At 37.5% G+C, this 18145-nt stretch carries 19 protein-coding genes; 9 read left to right on the top strand and 10 right to left on the bottom strand.

All coding sequences use genetic code 11. From position 1 onward, the window contains the following. Window positions 1-55: 55 nt before the first annotated feature. The 7 genes from AC1VU3_RS03695 (at window position 56) to AC1VU3_RS03665 (ending at window position 4318) form a co-directional block, all read left to right on the top strand. Window positions 56-559 (top strand): GNAT family N-acetyltransferase, encoded by a 504-nt coding sequence (locus AC1VU3_RS03695; RefSeq protein ID WP_482982804.1) that lies wholly within the window; start codon window positions 56-58, stop codon window positions 557-559. A gap of 13 nt (window positions 560-572) precedes the next feature. Then, complete coding sequence (locus tag AC1VU3_RS03690; protein ID WP_482982803.1) at window positions 573-1046, top strand: GNAT family N-acetyltransferase; 474 nt, start codon at window positions 573-575, stop codon at window positions 1044-1046. Between the two features lie 58 nt (window positions 1047-1104). Continuing rightward, complete coding sequence (locus tag AC1VU3_RS03685; RefSeq protein ID WP_482982802.1) at window positions 1105-2091, top strand: extracellular catalytic domain type 1 short-chain-length polyhydroxyalkanoate depolymerase; 987 nt, start codon at window positions 1105-1107, stop codon at window positions 2089-2091. Window positions 2092-2635: 544 nt separating this feature from the next. Further along, window positions 2636-3055: a FosM family fosfomycin resistance protein gene (fosM, locus tag AC1VU3_RS03680; RefSeq protein WP_482982801.1), complete on the top strand. Its 420-nt coding sequence runs from the start codon at window positions 2636-2638 to the stop codon at window positions 3053-3055. A gap of 45 nt (window positions 3056-3100) precedes the next feature. Then, complete coding sequence (locus tag AC1VU3_RS03675) at window positions 3101-3445, top strand: hypothetical protein (protein WP_482982800.1); 345 nt, start codon at window positions 3101-3103, stop codon at window positions 3443-3445. A gap of 41 nt (window positions 3446-3486) precedes the next feature. Further along, window positions 3487-3765 carry a hypothetical protein gene (locus AC1VU3_RS03670; RefSeq protein ID WP_482982799.1) on the top strand — a complete coding sequence of 93 codons (279 nt, stop codon included), beginning with the start codon at window positions 3487-3489 and terminating at the stop codon, window positions 3763-3765. 298 nt (window positions 3766-4063) lie between these two features. Then, entirely contained in the window at window positions 4064-4318 is a 255-nt protein-coding gene (locus tag AC1VU3_RS03665) for a hypothetical protein (RefSeq protein ID WP_482982798.1), read from the top strand. Window positions 4319-4672: 354 nt separating this feature from the next. Here the strand turns inward: AC1VU3_RS03665 and AC1VU3_RS03660 are convergent, their stop codons facing one another. The 6 genes from AC1VU3_RS03660 to AC1VU3_RS03635 all read right to left on the bottom strand — a co-directional run bounded on the left by AC1VU3_RS03660 (window position 4673) and on the right by AC1VU3_RS03635 (window position 9679). Continuing rightward, the gene (locus AC1VU3_RS03660) at window positions 4673-5071 is read right to left on the bottom strand and encodes a ribosomal maturation YjgA family protein (protein ID WP_480387941.1); all 399 of its coding nucleotides are present in this window, start codon (window positions 5069-5071) and stop codon (window positions 4673-4675) included. 662 nt (window positions 5072-5733) lie between these two features. Next, window positions 5734-6549, bottom strand: coding sequence for an SAM-dependent methyltransferase (locus AC1VU3_RS03655; protein WP_482982797.1), 816 nt, complete (start codon window positions 6547-6549; stop codon window positions 5734-5736). Between the two features lie 336 nt (window positions 6550-6885). After that, window positions 6886-7083 (bottom strand): hypothetical protein, encoded by a 198-nt coding sequence (locus AC1VU3_RS03650; protein ID WP_482982796.1) that lies wholly within the window; start codon window positions 7081-7083, stop codon window positions 6886-6888. Window positions 7084-7243: 160 nt separating this feature from the next. Continuing rightward, on the bottom strand, window positions 7244-7825 hold the full coding sequence (locus AC1VU3_RS03645; RefSeq protein ID WP_482982795.1) for an SMI1/KNR4 family protein: 582 nt from the start codon (window positions 7823-7825) through the stop codon (window positions 7244-7246). 108 nt (window positions 7826-7933) lie between these two features. Then, a complete protein-coding gene (locus tag AC1VU3_RS03640) occupies window positions 7934-8443 on the bottom strand; it encodes a hypothetical protein (RefSeq protein WP_482982794.1) in 510 nt (169 codons plus the stop codon). Window positions 8444-8473: 30 nt separating this feature from the next. Next, window positions 8474-9679 (bottom strand): hypothetical protein, encoded by a 1206-nt coding sequence (locus AC1VU3_RS03635; protein ID WP_482982793.1) that lies wholly within the window; start codon window positions 9677-9679, stop codon window positions 8474-8476. 288 nt (window positions 9680-9967) lie between these two features. Between AC1VU3_RS03635 and AC1VU3_RS03630 the strand changes: the two genes are divergently transcribed. Together AC1VU3_RS03630 and AC1VU3_RS03625 are read left to right on the top strand one after the other, a co-directional pair. Next, a complete protein-coding gene (locus AC1VU3_RS03630; RefSeq protein ID WP_482982792.1) occupies window positions 9968-10696 on the top strand; it encodes a CPBP family intramembrane glutamic endopeptidase in 729 nt (242 codons plus the stop codon). Window positions 10697-10930: 234 nt separating this feature from the next. After that, on the top strand, window positions 10931-11308 hold the full coding sequence (locus AC1VU3_RS03625) for a FixH family protein (protein ID WP_482982906.1): 378 nt from the start codon (window positions 10931-10933) through the stop codon (window positions 11306-11308). A 269-nt stretch (window positions 11309-11577) separates the two neighbouring features. Here the strand turns inward: AC1VU3_RS03625 and AC1VU3_RS03620 are convergent, their stop codons facing one another. The 4 genes from AC1VU3_RS03620 to AC1VU3_RS03605 all read right to left on the bottom strand — a co-directional run bounded on the left by AC1VU3_RS03620 (window position 11578) and on the right by AC1VU3_RS03605 (window position 18127). Then, window positions 11578-12531: a hypothetical protein gene (locus AC1VU3_RS03620; protein WP_482982791.1), complete on the bottom strand. Its 954-nt coding sequence runs from the start codon at window positions 12529-12531 to the stop codon at window positions 11578-11580. A gap of 84 nt (window positions 12532-12615) precedes the next feature. Beyond that, window positions 12616-13218: an SCO family protein gene (locus tag AC1VU3_RS03615; RefSeq protein ID WP_482982790.1), complete on the bottom strand. Its 603-nt coding sequence runs from the start codon at window positions 13216-13218 to the stop codon at window positions 12616-12618. Window positions 13219-13802: 584 nt separating this feature from the next. Next, complete coding sequence (locus AC1VU3_RS03610; RefSeq protein WP_480387932.1) at window positions 13803-14075, bottom strand: hypothetical protein; 273 nt, start codon at window positions 14073-14075, stop codon at window positions 13803-13805. Between the two features lie 386 nt (window positions 14076-14461). Next, complete coding sequence (locus tag AC1VU3_RS03605; protein WP_482982789.1) at window positions 14462-18127, bottom strand: multicopper oxidase domain-containing protein; 3666 nt, start codon at window positions 18125-18127, stop codon at window positions 14462-14464. Between the last annotated feature and the right edge of the window lie 18 nt (window positions 18128-18145).

Below are 18145 nucleotides of genomic sequence, written 5' to 3'. Positions count from 1 at the left end.
CGTATAATTATTCTATTATTATACATATTTCAGATAATAGAGAGGAATACTACCGATGAACGATTCAGTTGTGATAGGGGAAATGAAGGATACTGATTGGGAATATGTGAAAGCAATCTTCCAGGAGGGGATTGATACTGGGAATGCTACTTTTCAGACAGAGGTACCAACCTGGGAGGAATGGGATCAGGGTCATACGAAGGCATGCCGATTTGTAGCGAGGATAGAAGATGAGATGATCGGCTGGGTGGCATTAAGTCCAATTTCCAGCAGAGAAGCCTTCAGAGGCGTGGCAGAGGTTAGTATCTATCTATCGAAGAATGCAGCCGGTAAAGGAATCGGAAGCAAGCTTCTTAGCCATCTCCTAACAGAGAGTGAGAAAAATGGGTTTTGGACGATCCAATCGATGATATTTCCTGAAAATATCGGTAGCATCAAGCTTCACCAGAAGCATGGCTTTCAAGTGATAGGCACCCATCATAGAATGGGCAAACTAAACGGCGTCTGGAGAGATGTCGTACGTCTTGAATATAGAAGCGAAGCTGTAGGCATCGATTAAAGGGGAATCGGATATGCCCATAGACAGAATGGGAGAAGAGCATAGAGAAGATGTACGTAAGTTGTTCATTGAGCTTTGGGGGAGCAGCGAGATGGTCGTCTCGACAGGTGTTTATGACTGTGCAGAGCTTGATGGGTTTATTGCGAAAGAGGCGCAGCAAATCGTAGGACTTGTAACGTTTGAAATTCGACACCAAGCATGTGAAATTATTTCTTTGGATAGTTTGATAGAGTCGAAAGGAATCGGCTCCCGGCTTATCGAAGAGGTTGAACAGCTGGCTAAGCAAGAAGGGTGTACCGAAGTAAAGTTAATTACTACGAATGACAACCTGCATGCTCTTCGGTTCTATCAAAAGCGTGGCTATAAACTTAGCAAGCTCTATCCAAATGCAGTCGAGAAAGCGAGAATTCGAAAGCCCTCCATTCCTCACCTAGGAAATGACGGAATCCCGATTAGAGATGAATTAGAGTTAGTGAAAAGCTTGTAACTCATTTGTAACTCCTTTTTAGTATAATGTCTCGCAATACTGGAAAGGAGTGAGTTTTTTGGGGAAGAAGACAAGTAAGTGGTTACTCGCAAGCTGTTTTTTGTTTATCAGTACCATGCTCTATCATCCTACAGTAACCAATGCCAATGGAAGCTTTGTTTCAGGTACTTACGAAGGAAAGGACTATAAGGTATATGTGCCAAGTAGTTATGACGGGGCGAAGAGCTACCCACTATATGTGATGCTGCATGGATGTGGTCAGGATGCAGAGGATTTTTCTATCGGAACAAAAATGAATGCTCTTGCAGAGGCAAAGGGCTTTCTCGTGTTGTATCCTGAGCAAAGCACTGATGCGAATGCGAATAGGTGCTGGAACTGGTTCGATACAGCCCACCAATCAAGAGGTAGCGGGGAGCCAAAGGTTATAGCAGGTATGGTTAATCAAGTGAAACAGTCGTATTCCATTAAGAAAGATCAAATCTACGTGTCTGGACTTTCAGCCGGTGGTGCGATGAGTGTCATTATGGGAGCCACCTACCCGGATATATTCTCAGGAGTTGGGGTTGTGGCAGGACTAGAATATAAGGCAGCTACTAGTGCCCTTACTTCTTTACATGTCATGGTGTATGGTGGTCCAAATCCGATACAGCAAGGAACACTTGCCTATCATTCGATGGGGTCCCGCGCAAAGCATATGCCGGTGATTGTGTTCCAAGGTGCCTTAGACAATGTGGTGTATCCGATTAATGCGAGACAAGTGATTTCCCAATGGGCAGCAACGAATGACTTAGTTGTAGATGGGACGTTTAGAGGATGGATTGACAATCAGCCGGATCAGGTAGAAAATGTTGTCCCAGTTGGAAAGCCGTATACGATTAATAGCTATAAGGCTAACGATAATAAGGTCTGGATGAAGAGCATCTTAGTGCAGAATATGTGGCATGCATGGCCGGGTGGAAGCTCAGTCGGCTCTTATACAGATCCACTAGGTCCAGATGCAAGTACGATGATGGTGGAATTCTTTCAAACCTTTATACCGAATTGACATGAAAACCTGCTTATGCAGATTTTTTTACTTTTTACTAGAATAGTTAAGTAGAGATACTACTTTAAAAAGAAGAAAAAGAGAAAGAAAAGAAAAAAATATGGGGTGGAGCAGGTGCTCTTATTCTCATTCTAGTATTGTATTTGGCTATCTGCTAATCGGTATAAATCAATAGGAGGAGACAGATGTGCCTAAATAAAAAGTTATTGTAGAAGAAAATAGTATGCCTAATATTACAAAATATAGAATTGAATCAGACTATAATATCAAACCGTTCCTTCAAAATGACGAAATTCTCGAGGTGAGAACAAATGTTCTGTTCAAGGGTAATTCACTTAATCTAGGAAAGAAGCCTGAATAATTTATAGAAGACGCTGCAGAAGTCACCATACAATCAATTTAAAAAAACAGAGAAAAGCTAAATTATTCCCTAGAAGGTAATCGAAAGAATATGCTGTCTACATTAAGAGATAGTAAACGATATTTATATGTGCACTCTTTATAAAGATCTACACATTCTCATAAGAAAGGGAGAGGGAGCAGGATGATTAAGGGGTTAAATCATTTATTATTTTCTGTTTCAGATTTAGAGAGGTCAATCGCCTTTTATCAAGATGTTTTGGAGGCAAAGCTATTAGTCAAAGGGAGAAGCACTGCCTATTTTGATTTACATGGCATGTGGCTTGCGTTGAATGAAGAAAAGGATATCCCGAGAAATGAAATAAAGGAATCTTATACTCATATTGCTTTTACGGTATTGGAGCAGGATTTCGAAGAGGCAGTCCATAAGCTAAGAAAGTTACAAGTAAATATTTTACCTGGGCGGACGAGAGATGAGAAAGACAAGCAATCCATCTATTTTACCGATCCAGATGGTCATAAATTCGAATTCCATACAGGCACCTTGCAGGATAGGTTAGATTATTATAAGATGGACAAAAAACATATGGAATTTTATGTTTAATAAACAGTGGAACTTCTCATGTAGATGAAAAATAGGGGTGAATGAATGTATCTATTAACATGCTTAGATAAGATTTTTGGTACAAAGACAGGGATACTATTATTAATCTTGATTTCTAGTGGTTTATTAGTAGCTTGTAACTCTGATACTTCTAATGTGGAAGCTACATTTTCTGGAACAGTTGAAACAGTTTATGAATCCGGGAGTTTGATGGTGCATATCGAGGAATCAACTGGTACCAAATTATCGGGTTCTGTGAGTGTAAGTATACCAGATGATATAAAGGAAAAATTCAATGCTGGCGATAAAGTAAAAATAGGCTTTGACGGTACGACTATGGAATCTGCCCCAGTCAGGGTAATAGCTATAATAGCAGAAAAGATAGATTAAATGATATTTGCTTTGGTCGGTAGAATAGAGAGGTAGAGGATATGAATACCAAACTAATATGGATTTTATTCCTTCCTTTGTTCTTATTCTTTTTTGGTATGTTCTATCTAGAAGTATCAATGGATTCTGTGTTACCACCACATCAAGGTGGAATGATTTTTTGGATTGAATTAAAGAATACCTGGCATCGTTCCATATGGTTCTATGCAATGCTTTTGATTGCATATTTATTGATTTATTTTAGTTTGCTAGGTATAAGAGGAAGAGACAGCTTCGGTAAGAAAAGAGGAACCCATGTTTATGATAACGGGTTCGGTTGATGGTGAGAAAACAATAAAAAACACACCTTTTGGGGATATAATTCGCATATGAATTAGTGTCCCCGTTTTTGTAGTTATATCAAAAAATAGATGCTTTATACAGAAGCACGGGGTCCGCAATTAGCACAGAGATTAGCAAAGGCACATAAATTTATGTACCTTTGCTAATTCACTTGTTAAAACACTTGCTAATTGGATATTGGAATGAAGGAATACAAGGAATCTTTCAACATTAGGAAATATATGTTAAGTTAAGTTTTATAATATTAAAACAAAATAGACTTGCGAGGGGATATTTGTGGAGAATGAAAATAGGAGAACTATGGAAAAAGTATTAAGAAAATCAGGTCTGTATGGGTTAGTGTTCGGATTGGCTGTTTCCATTTTATTTGTTAATTACAAAGAAGTTCAACAGGTAGGTGACGGTGGTCAGCTAATTACACATAAACCGTTTCTTGATTATTTTATAACGATTTTACGTTTTGGAATTATAGGAATGTTTTTGGGTTTGTTTATTGGTTGGAGGGTTTATAAAAAGAAACCTAAGGCTTAGCAACAGGTAAAAACATATTACATCCTTGTCTTTTTTGTTGTATTCTTCATTTCAAGCATTTTAATATTGTTATTGAATTGGTGAAATAGTATTCTATAATTATTGAATAAGCTTCACCTTTTTTCTCCAACTAACAGGCGCGGTAGTTAAATAAGGATATTAGAATATTACGTTAAAAAGCGCTCAGAAATTTAAGCGCTTATACTTGTTTTTATATGGCTATTTCATTGTTGAAATATATGTTGATTAACCTATGATTTACGCTGTTAATTGCATTTTTCTCCCCATCAACCGAACTCGTTAGTTTTATGAAGGTTCCTTTTTTATGCAAACCAGATATAAACGGGAATTTTTTTAGGGTTTTAAGTACTTGATTAGGATAAAGTCCATCAGAAAAGCCAAACCAATCCCCATTGTATATCTCCATAGATCCACTAGCAAAAATCCTCTTCCTAGAATTAAAGCTCCAATAGTTGTCTCACGAATGCTATTAATCCATTCAGCTTGATATAGTTGGCTGAATTCAATAATAAAACAAAAGGATAAGCTTAAAAATACGGCCAGTAGAGGAGGTTTACTAGCAAATAGAAAGCGCATGCCGCAATAGATCATCATTGCCCATAGCATGTCACCGATATGTATGGCGATAATATTAGGTAGAAGATGATCATATGACCTGGAAGCTAATCCCAGAAAAACAAGTAGGGAAGTTAGAGCTAAATAAGCTAATCGTTTATGTATGCTTGTAGTCAAGGTAAGTCACTGCCTTTAGCTGCAAAATTGTTCTTTTAACTTATAATATTACAATAAAAACGCATTAAGCTATGCTGTAAGCTGTTTTAAGAGTATAGAAAGGTATTAAGAGCCCAAACATATTAAAGCTGCTAGAAAGAGCATTTTTGGCAGTATTTTTATAACGATATTATAGATATGATATGTAACTGAATGAGCGAAACATAAATCTGATAGTGAACAGAAAAATCATGATCTAACTAAGCATAGCATGGATAGATAAAATAATAAGCAAATACAAGGTATAAATTGATGAACAGCAAGTAATAAAAATAAATAATGTAAGTAATAAAACGATGTTATAAAACCTTTGAATAACGATAAAAATAAAAAACTATAAAATACAGCATTTCAAACTATTTTTTCTCAAATATCTCAATATTACAAGTATACTTTTTCATTGAAACGCAACTTAGTATAATTTATATTATGTAAACTAAAATATTTTTAAAGAGTAAAAAATCCTTTCCCTTACCTTCTGATAATTATTCATATCATTAATTCGTCTGAGATGACTATAAGCCATACTGCCAACCATTAGCTAGGATTAGTTGATAGAGCTTTTATGAGAAAAATGCCCAAGAAAAAAATTCTAACTTTAGTTTGAAAAGCTATTTAGAGCACTACCTTTTTTCAAAAATGCAAACAAAGCTATTTAGAGATTCTCTTTCTTGAATGCGATTCATTACCTCGTAGTAAGTTTGAACAAGTATATGAATGCTTTCTGGCGTGTTTTTAAATGATGATGCAATACTGTTAGCATAATCTACTTCCCATGCGCCATCTTGTAAAAAGGAAGCATCTACGACATCTTGCTTGATTAGATGGAAGTTTGCCCGCTTAGCAATCTTGATGATTTGATCTTTACTAAAGACATTTTGAATATTCCCGTCATTTTCAGTAAAGGTGGAATATAACGCTAAAATGGACACAGCACAAAAATGACTACGTTGCGCAATGTTTGTAAACGTTAAATCCCATTCTGCTACGCAAACTCTCGGAGAAATCGCATGCATTTTCTTGAAATACTGTGCTAATTGAACTTTCGATTTAAAATACCATAAACAGTGAGATAAAACGATAACATCAACGGGCTTTTGAATCTCATAATCTAGAAAATCCGTTTCTAAGCGAAATGTTATACTCTTTCCAAGTACAGAATCCTTGATGTTGTCATGTGCTCTAGCTAATGTCATAGGAGCACCATAATCACCAGATGCAATATCAATTGCTGTTACATGACCCTGTTCCCCAACTGCATCGGCTAAAATCATCGTTGTATCCCCTTGTCCACAACCGATCTCTAAGACGTGCATTCCTTTTTTAATCTCAAAAGAGTCAACTAAAGTCATACGATGCTGTAATTGTGTTTGTTGAATTACATCTTTTTCAAATAATTGATAAGTGTCCGTAAATTGTTTCACTCTGTTATTTAACATATGTAAGTTGCTCCGTTCTAGGCAAAATTGAAGGGTAATCGATTTGTTTATTAATAGTTATATAGTTAATTAGGTAGAATAAATATAGGAAATATATTATATTTCTTACATATTATAATTACAATAATATGTAAGAAAAACCAACAGATTATGGAGGTGTCAAAAATGCCATATAAACCGACACTCCAAAAGATGGATGCAGATTTAATGATATTTGAGCATAAATTCACACAGAAGGAATTGAAAATACAAAATAAAAAGACAAAAAGCAATGAGTGAAATTCGAAGCCTTTTGTCGATTTCCGAGGGCAACTCCCTTTTTAAGCACTGAGTTTTTCACTCTTTTTTGTTATCCAATCCCCGACGCAATTTTAGAGCGTAGATAGTGAGCACCACGAAAACTACTGTAGAGGTGGCAGCGACCATCTTCGTCTCTTCTCCAATTGGAGATTCGAACAGCTCCGGGACCGTACTAATTATAGCTGCTCCAGCAAAACCCATTCCCAAGATTACTAACGCCAAAACCTTGTTCATAACATCACCTGCTTTCTTTTTGGAAATTTTCCATATCTCCCAAATTCTGATTCCAATTTAAATAATCCTTCTTTTTTCAGGATTTTTAAAATATTTAACAATACTTTTTAACATTTAACCTTCGTAAGATAACTATTACTAAATGTTATTCAAACTATAATTATCTTAACCACTCATGCAATATTCTGCCACGTTCATCATAATCTGGGTAAATTACACGGAACGTTGGAATTGCAAATTCACTATCCTTGTTATTCTTGTTTCCTTCCCAAAAGATGCCCAACCATTCTTCAAAATTCCGAACAACTTTTACGATAGATTTACTGTCTTGACCTATATAACCTATCCTATATTCGTTATTAGGGAGACCCTCTTCACAAATGAGTGCCCAATGATCATTTGAACTCTCTCCCCCATCGAACATCGTTAATGAGATAAGCCAGTCGGAATCTACGAGTTCATTCGTCTCTTCAATTAAAACTCTTGATGGAAGGTCATAAATTATTCGCTCAGAGTGACGTAAATATGAACAAGGGGAATCTTCACTGACGCCCCCTATAGGTTCCCACCCTAACAGCAAAATTCCGTTAGAAAAAGTCATGAGAAACTCTTTAAACGATGAAGGAAGTGGAATTCCGAGTGAGTCCTCAAATGAAGCAATTTCTGTTGCTGTTGCGACTCTGTAAAGCTCCTGTTCAGGATATGTTTGGTTAAATTCAAGTATGAAATCATGGATTTTCATATAATGACTCCTCTTATGTTAAATAAAACGACCATTTATCATCTTTATTTTCGTTTCACATTTCCTTATAAACAAAATATTTCATATCATAGATATTCGGGAAATTGGTTACATATCACTTATAGGTACTAAAATCTGTTTAGAATGGTTAACAAAGACAAGTGTTGATAATTCTTCAGAAACATCTTTATCAATGCTAACTACAAAATTCCTTGGACTACTGTCTGCCGTACAATTCCTATCTATCGGAGCAAAGTAAACTTTTAGTTCATGCTTTTCTGTATTGGTTAATAGATCACTAATGTCATAAGGGCAGCTACTTGATTCGAAGAGTCCTAAAAACAAAACATCCTTGTCCTCCATGTTCACGGCTACGATCTCTTCCTTTATCTGAAACTGTCTCCACATTTCTTGGTAGTCCTCTGTGTTATTGACTCTTACGACGACAAACTTCTGATTATCGTACTCTGTAGCAATTTGTTCAAAGGTATCCGGCAAACTTTTTTCAGTTATAACAAGACTCTGCTCTAAACTTCCTCTCTCTAGTTCTACTTTTTCATTACATCCAAACACCAATGAGATAGAAAGAATAAGTACAAATAATCCTGCTCTTTTCATAATCTCCCTCCTTCTATTAGAACAACATGGTTACCAGCCCGTTTCAACCCAATGAATTTCGCCTGTAAATGCATCAACATACTGAATATGTCCTTTTGTTGGAGAGGTCGGATAGTCCATTAAATAAACGAAGGATAACTTCTTTCGGTCCTTTATATCGCTTTCTAACGTTAGTTCTACGTCCACAAACTGTTGTGCGATTGCATTTGCCTCCTCTTCTGTAATGGTCGGCAATGGTAAGGTAGAAAACCTCTCTAATGGAATAATGGGATAGGTAATAGAATTGATTTGATTCGTTTTCGTATTAACTGAAATGGAAATTGCCTGAAAATCAAAGGTTATCTCGTCCAAAACATATACAAAGCGATACGTATCCGTTGAACCTCCCTCTACTTGTAACAATTGCTTTAAATAGGGATAGCGTTCAACATAATAGTGTTTATAATGCTCTCCTACTAAGTTTTTTACTATTTTGCATGCTCGTATAAAGCTATCTTCCTGTAAAGGCAAGTCTTCATCGCTTGATATATTCCATTGTTTTTCATTTTCCGTGTGCTCTGTTACTACTGGCTCCAATCTTCCGCCTTGTATGAAAGTCTCCAGCTGGTCAATATCCTCCACATCAGGTAAAGATTCAAAACCAGCATCTTTCAATGTTTCATCTTGACTCCATAAACGGACTTTTCCATCTGGATCGACCCCATAAATATCATAATTTTGCCTATATACGTATTGCCAATCCAGCTCAGGTGCAATTCCAAGCTTTAAAAGAGGCTGCTGCTTTAATATGGAGCTCGCTTCCTCCTTTGAGATAAGTTTTTCAGGATAATGAATGATAAAATCCTTCTCTGGAAGCGTAATACTTTCCACAAAGCCTGAATTGCTAATGGTAATATCCATACTGCTATTGTGAATCGGGATCTGATAAACCGGCTCCAACATTTTTAAGCTCACAATAAATTCATAGTCAGACTGTTTAATTGATTCTATGGTAAGATCCTCTTGCTGAAAAATCGTCTGTACTTTTTTCGTGATGTTTTCTGCTTCTAATTTTGTAATCTGTGCTTGTGTTTGTTCAGTGTCTGTATTAAAAAACACTGCAGAATAAAAATGTCCATGTTGGAAATACGCTTCGGCCAATAGATTTCCATCTACATCAAAATAAGATAGGACCCCATCCTCTTCTTGAAATGTTTCTACCGTGCTTGATACAAATGGTTCGATATACTGTAACATGGCTCTCCCCTTCACTGCTTTGGCATTGATTATTTAAACTTTAACACTCATTTATGGATAAAAAAAGGTTCGAAACCACAATTTAGGGACTGAATGGTAAATCCGATTTTTATGACAAATTTATAACTTTCCTCTAAGTGCTATTGACCTCAGACCATTTCAGTACTGTAATTTATGTATAAAACGCAAATTGTAATGAAGCAAAGGTGAATCACAAATGTACCCGGTATTCTAAGTTCCAGAGTGACTATTCATCTGTGCAATCTACGCTTCAAAGGTGGAATTGTTATGAACCGTTTATATAAGAAAAATGAGTTAATGTTTTCGTTAGTGTGGATTGCTGTATATGTTATTTTATTCAGCCTTTCGGATAACCTATCTATCCTTTTAGGAATCGAGAAAATTGTTACTGCTCCTGTGAGCATCCTCTTTGTTATCTTTCTTTGGTATTGGATTAAGAAACAGAATTTACTTGAGAAGTATGGTTTGTGTAGTTTCAAAGGGGATGTGAAAAAATACTTATACTTTATTCCACTTTTCTTGATTCTAACCTGTAATCTGTGGAATGGCGTCACGTTTAATCTATCTCCGGTTGAAACGACGCTATATATCTTAAGTATGTTTGGCGTGGGATTTATTGAGGAAGTGATATTTCGCGGTTTCCTATTTAAAGCTTTGGTCAAAGAAAATCTTAACCGAGCAATATTGATTTCAAGTATCACGTTTGGTATAGGTCATATTATCAACTTATTGAATGGTGCAGAGGTATTTTTAACTATATTACAAATCTGCTACGCAACTGCTATAGGATTTCTTTTTACGATTATTTTTTATAAGGGAAAAAGCCTGTTTCCTTGTATCCTTGTACATAGCTTATTTAATTCGTTAAGTGTCTTTTCCGTGGAAGGTTCATTGGTATTCAATACTGTCACAGCGATTGTATTGTCCGCTATTTCCATTGGATATGCATGGTACATAATAAAAAACGTAGAACCTGTTTATGAAAAATTGAATTAGTTTCATATGTAGAGCATATCTTCACATGGTTTTAATGAGTTCTTAAATATTTTATCGAGTTATGTCATAAGATGGATAATAGGAATTCGGTATTTGACTCGCTTTCTAGGGATTATTTGATCTTTGTGGGGTGGATGGGTGTCAAAATGAGAGTAGCCTACCTTCCCCTCTACGTTACCGCTCCAATAGCAACCTAAATTAATAGATAGAGAGGAAGAATTGTATTTGAAGAAAGTGGTGTGTCTACTGATTATGGCTCTTATACTGGTGACTGGTTGCAATAATGATCAAAAAGGAGCAGGAAATGCTGAATTGATTGATGTAATGATAGAAGTAGAGACACAACCGGTAAAGGTTCATGAAGAGGTCATGATCAAGGCAAAAATCACCCAAGGGAAAGAAATAGTGACAGATGCGACAGAGGTGAAGTTTGAGATCTGGAGAGATGGATACGAGGAACGTGAAACGGTGGAAGGAGAAATACATCCAGAGGAAGAGGTATATTTCATCCATAAAATATTTCATGAGCCTGGCCTTTATTATGTGATAGCTCATGTAACGGCAAGAAATATGCACAACATGCCGAAGCTAGAAGTGGAAGTACTGGAGTAATTAGAATGGTCCCCCACAAGGATCTGTTAGAAATCGGTTATAGTGCTTGATAGACAGTTTACAAAGTTCATGTGTGACAAAATAAATGGCGCTGAAAAAGCTATACCAATCTACTTTTCTATTTCTTTCTGAAAAACATTGATAGAAATAGATGTCCTTTCATAAGGTAGATTGCTTAGTCAGCGCCATTGGATTTAAAAATTGTCTCGATCTTTTGTGCAAAATCACTACTAGCCTTGTATTTTGTCCAACTAGTGCAACTAGCTAAATTAGTTCTCACTAATAATCATAAAAGATATTGATTGGATTGGTATAATCTTTTCTTTATCATTATTCATGGAAATAACGAGAGATTCCTTGTTAACATCCCTTAAGGTTCCTTGAACTTCTTCGTCCTCTATCTTTATCTTCACCTTTTTCCCCAAGTTAATTAATAAAAATATAGCGATGGTCAGTCTGAAAAATATTTCAATTAATTCTGGCGAAGAAGCAACCGTTTTTCCAAAATTAAAGGTTATTGCTCTTCGTAGGCAAGGGTCAATATCTAATAATGCTGGTTCATCAATAGGCTGTGCAAATCGATCGCGAGCTTTGATTAAAGCAACTCGCCTCAAAGGAATTAATAATTTTTCTTTATCTTTTCTTAAAAGAACGAAGTCTCGGCCTGAGAGATGTACATAACCTTTTAACCTCTCTCTCGCACTTTTCTTATTACCTTTTACTATGGTTGCGTTTCTCTTATTTTTACTAGCTTTCTTGCCTCTTCTTTTTTCCTTTTTCTTCAATTTCACTACCTTTTTTGTCCAGTAGCGCTTTTTCTTTTGTTTCTGTAGGACAGGCTTTTCCTCTGGTAATACTAGGTCAACGGTTGTCTCAAATTCTAATGGTGGTATTTGTTGTTTCTTACTTTCTTGATTTCCATCTTCTTCCCTCTCTAATATAACTTCAACGAATTGACCTAATAAGCCATCAAAAGCTCTCATTCTTCCCTCTTCTGGTCGTTCACTAGATAAAGCTAAATCCAATAGCAATTCATTCGTCCTATCGATTAACTCTTCAAGCTCTCGTGTCTGCTCCTCTGGAAGACACGATGTGGGGGAAGGGAATTTAGGGGTTTTGAGACGTGGAGGACAGCAACTTTCGGGGATACAAAAATCGTCTGGTGCACCTGGAGGAACAAATTCTGGACAACAAAAACCTTTGTCATCTTTCTTCTTATTCATTAAATCACCTCCTTTCAGAAGAAGAAATTCTTCCTCTCAGGTGTGTTCAGCTACAATCGGATTTAATACGCTGCTCCTAAACTGTTATTCTTGAATGATAATCCGAATCGTTTGCATGATTTCTTCCTTATCTACCGGCTCTTTTGAATTTGCCATATTAAACAGGCTGCGGATATTATTGTCCTGATCTATCAAATACATCGTCGTATTATGAGAAATAAAGTCGTCATTAACCTTTTTATATTTCATTTTTAATGAGTCAGCAATGTCTTTCGTTTCATCCAATTCTCCCCTCATAAATTTCCACCCATCCGGATTTGCTTCAAACAAATTAGCATACTCTCTTATAATCTCCTGACTATCATTTTCAGGATCTAGAGTGATTGCAAGAAGCTCTACCTCAGTCCCAAATAGTCCCTCTTTTTGAAGCTGATCCTGTAAATCTTTAAAATCAAACATGGTCATTGGACAAATATCAGGACAACGAGTATAGAAGAAAGTTAATAATTTTACTTTTTTATTCGTCAAATTATATGGCTCTCCAAAAACGGTATTCATTTCAAAAGCTTCTACCTTATCCAGCACCGGTATTTCCTTGCTTTCATTCCAGAAATAAAAAGTGAACATGAACCCTAGCAAAATGATGAATGTAACAACGTATTTTATTAACCGCTGTTTGAATTCCAAAGGATTACTCTCCTATCTGCTATTTGTACAAGCATTTTATGCAAGCCTTCCTTTACGTCGATATCAGCTAATTCATATAGGCCCTCACATTTGTCTGTCTATTACCTATCTCATGGATAGTGCATCCTATTCCTCTATTTTATTCACATCCGTATAAAAATTCTGTGTTTCTGTTCTTTTTTATAAAACTAGTTTCAAAAATACTTCCCCTCTATTTCTATTAAGCATAGTTACTTATTTATCATCGATAGGTATACTACATATTCCTATTGACTGGGACAGACATAAGATAATAGAAGCTAGGAAAGGAGGTGTAAGAATTGACAAGTTTTCAAAGCTGTCACTGTCATAGTCATGGAAAATCTCATCGCTATTCAAACAATTGTTATAACAAGAACCATTCAACTTGCTGTAGCAACAAATGCCATGCCAAGTGTATTTACGATAAGTTCTTCGAGTTAAGCCCCTATGATTGTTATCCCAGAAAGAAAGTTCGTTTGCTAACCCCATTAAAAAAACGAAGTAATGATGACTGTTTCAACAGCAATAGAATTCTACGAGTTAAAGGAGAAAGGTATATGAGTTTACACAATGATTGTCATTGTGATGATTGTAGAAAGCATCATCATAATGAATGCGATTGCCATAAGAAACATCACCGACATGATGACTGTAAATGTCGGAAAAACCATGACCATCACGATGATTGGAATGGTCATATGAACCGTCATCACCACGATGACTGTGGTTGTCATAATCATCATAACCATCATGATGATTGCGGTTGCCATAAACATCATCACCATGATGACTGCGGTTGCCATAAGCGCCATCACCACGATGACTGTGATTGTCATAAGCATCATCACAATTGTTATTGTGATGATCGTTTTTCCATTCGTTTAGGTGGTTTAACAAGTGGTATGTCCTTTAGGCTACGTCAATTATTAGATTGTGACGTTAAAATAATGGTTACAGATAATGAGAGGATCCAAGGTAGATTAGTGAATGTCGGAACAGATTTTGCAGAAGTATTGGTTAAAGAAGTACACAATAAAAAAAGGAAAAAAGACTGTAAATGTAAGATGCATTCCCGTATTGTTCCATTCGACTCCATAATGACTATCGAAAATCTACATTAATATTCTTATGGAGCTTTAAGATAGTAGATGTCTAACATGTCTACCGCAATACGCGTTTAAAAGAAAATGATGTTCATTTTAAAAATGAACATCATTTTTTATTAGTGATTTTCTAAGTTTTTATTTTGTATTACCGGCAAATAAGACTGCACTTTATCATGGACTCGTATAATTCCCCACATACCTTGCTCTATATCCCATCTTATATTCCCTGATCGATACATATAATCTCCCGGGTAATTTAATCTGCCTCCTGCACCGCCAATTAAATATAAATCTTCTGCTGCACCTGCTACAATATGACCAACATAGGAATCTGTGCGCGATTCTATTTCTCGAGGATCAAATTTCCACACGTGACCATGTAGATGAAATGTATGCGCTCTTCTTCGCTCTGAAGGATTGGTTAGGCGAATGACAACGGAATCGCCAGCATATGCTTCGAAAACAGGAGTCGCAGGGTCACCGAACACTTTCGAACTAAACAAATCACCTAACTTTGGTTTTTCTGTATAACGGTTGATCAATCTTTCTGACCGATAATTAAAACCTCTGGACCCATTATCATAAGTGTCGACATCATCATCTGGAGCTGCTTGAGGAATAGCACCTGCAAGAGGATCCACAATTAACTGTCCTCGTTTATCGACTAGTCGAACACCATCATGCAGGATAAGAACAAATTCTCTGGTATTACCTAAGAGAGGATTGCTTAAAACTATATTAGTGCCTGTTTTGACAGGTCCAAGAGTTTTTGGATCTAGGTAGGTTGAAAAGCGTGGTTCTGCAATGAAGGCGCCAAATGTGCCAAAGGAGCGGTGATTTCGTAAATCTGCCATATCCCACATTGCACATGTACCAACATTCTCACTAACATGCCAACGATAGGTGATTTTTTCTCCAGGACCAACCGTTTGATCCGGATTAAATCCTACAGTATCCCCACTAGAAGTTTTTACGTCATAATCAAGCAAACTTACATGCAAAGAGATCCTTAATGATGGTGGATAAAATGCTTGTTCCTTTACAGGCGGATAAGGATGTATGCCGTCCGGGAAAGGAAATAGCTCAAATTTCAGTCGACTAGTCAACGTAACTTCCACCAGGTCCCCGACATTCCCTCTTAATACGAGCGGTTCTGGATTTTTCTTCTTAGCGAGAATATCATCCACGTCTTCTTCGAGAGCAAAGACAATACCGTAAGGGTCATGGTCCCCGTAGGAATTATAAATAATAGGTGTCTGAAAGGCCACAACATTATACCTTCTAATTGGTACGTTAGCTGCTGCTTCAGGTGGAAATGTGCTTTGTGGGTTTGCAAGGGCAGGTGGTTTTCCTGTCACTTTAGGCAAAGGCTTCGTTCTAGGATGAGGCAATGGACGATCGGATAATGGAATCAACCCTTCTACCTGCTGGTCAAACGCTCGAATCAATCCCCATGTACCGTTCCAGACATCTTCTTCTGTTTCAAAAGCCCATAGGTAGTCTCCAGCAAGTGGAATATCCATCTCCAAGGTAAAAGACTCGGATATACCGATATGCTGTTGCGCTCTTAAGACTGTATCATTACTCGCGCGTTCTTGCTTCCACTTTAATCCATGAATGTTGAAGCTGTGTGACTCTTCATGAGCACCCTGTAGTAAACGTATTCGAATCGGATCTCCTTCATAGGCTTTTAAGATAGGTGTGACTGGGTCACCATTCACAAAAGAGCTAAAGGAATAAGCTGGATCACAATCTTTCCCAAGTCGGAATTGGAGCGGTTCATTCTTGTAATTGACTCCAAAAACCCCGGGGTCATCCTGCGAACCAGGAAATTGAGGCGGCTGGATTGGTTTTCCATCTTTATTGAACAATAACGTGAAATCTTGAACAAATAGAGAAAAATCCCGATAATCTGGAATAAGCGGGTTTTTGATTGTTACCTGCGTTCCTCTATCTGTTTCCTCACCTGTTTGTGAATCATAAGCTTTCGAGAACCGTGGTTGTATGACTCCCGCTCCAAATGCACCGTGCTGTTGATGAGAAACAGGAAAAAGGTGATCATGTAAGAAAAAGGCCTTTAACTCTGTGTCTGCATACCATTCATAGCGAATAGTCTCACCAGGTAAGACAGAGCTGTCATAATTCCAACCGACGTTCGCACCATCGGAAACAAGCACGTCAAATTTGACGAAATGAATATGGAACCCAGTCTCATATATTCTCGTCACGAGCTGGAATGCATCCCCGTCCATCACAGTAGGCAATCGATTGGTAAAGTTCAACCTAATACACGAACCAGCTGGAATATGCAGGACAAGTGGTTCCGGCTCTTTCTTTCCAGATAACACGTCTTCGATATCTTTATCAAGAACGTAAATTCTCCCTTTCGGGTCATTCCAGCCCTGTTTGTTATACACAATCGGAAGTTCGATAATGGAGCAATCAAATTCTACAACCACTGGGTTTCCAAGACAGGAATCAACAAAAACTGCACCTGGTCTTGCATTTGGAACAGCTGCATTTTTTTCAAGTACAGTCATATCTCGACCACCTACAATTCCTAGTGGTGGTCTAGGAGCTTTACATCCTACTTTTCCTGGGATGAAGTTAGGAAATCCAGGTCTCTCTTTTGTTGGCTTCGGTGGACATGGTCGACCAGGTAGAGGCTGAAGAGCAGCAATTGGAAGTCCATTTGGATAACATTGGCTACCATCCTGAAGCGTATCGAAAATACGATTGATTCCCCACATCCCTGCTTCGAAATGAGGATATAAGTGGCAGTGAATAACCACGTCACCAATTCCACCATGTAGGCTTCCAAGTCCGTATAATGGTTCGACGTTATAATGAGATTGCGGACTTATGGCCTGTGCATCCACAACCTCCGAATGCATATTGTTTGGGTCTCTCAACCACTGGTGTACATGATAGTGAAAGACATGCGTTTCCTTACTTGCACCATGGATCATTCTAATAACCGCAGGGTCCCCCCTATATCCTCGCAAAATAGGTGTGGCAGGATCCCCGAATACCCATGAATCATGATGAACCTCTTCTCCGTCACACTCTGGAGAGACAACGCCTTCTTCTATCAGTTTTAGACGATTTGTTAGCGGCTCATAGCGATAATTTACGCCATGAAAAGACTCTCCCTCCTGACCAGTAACAGGATTGAGCGGTCTGTTTCCAGTTAAATCATCCACTTCCATCTCATCATTGAAGAACCATGCATACTCCCTGAAAGAAGGTAGAAATGGGTGATGGATATCAGCAAACACACCACTATTTATATTTCCTCCGGTCACAGGATCCGTCCACCAAGAGCCTCTTCTCTCCACAAGTAATGCCCCAAATAGACCTTGTATGCTAGATCCCTCTTCTGTGCTAGAGACGTTGCCAAGGTCAGTAAAAAAATAGATCCCCTCTGTAGGTGTTTGGATTCGGTAAAGAATCGTTTCACCACAGGCAGCTAACGAGCTTGGATTATACCCCACATTCGCCCCGTCAGAGGATAAGACATTATAATCTGCTTCCTGAAAATGCATCCCTGCATCAAAGGGAAGTTGATTTTCAAAAAGAATTTCGACCGTATCTCCCGCATTAGCCCTGATAGTAAGGGGCTGCACTAGCTCGACTGGTGAGAACGGATTTTTTTTAATCAAATCTTTTACTTTTGATTCATTTTCCTTTAATACATACATTCTTCCATCCGGATTATGATCTCCAAAGTTATTGACCACAATGCGTACGGGAATAGCAACCACATGAAATCTCCTGTTCATTAACTCACTCCTCTCGCC

The sequence above is a fragment of the Psychrobacillus sp. Z16_25 genome (assembly GCF_056856695.1).
Note: the sequence above shows the minus strand (reverse complement) of the source record. Positions and strands in the feature narration are given on the sequence as shown.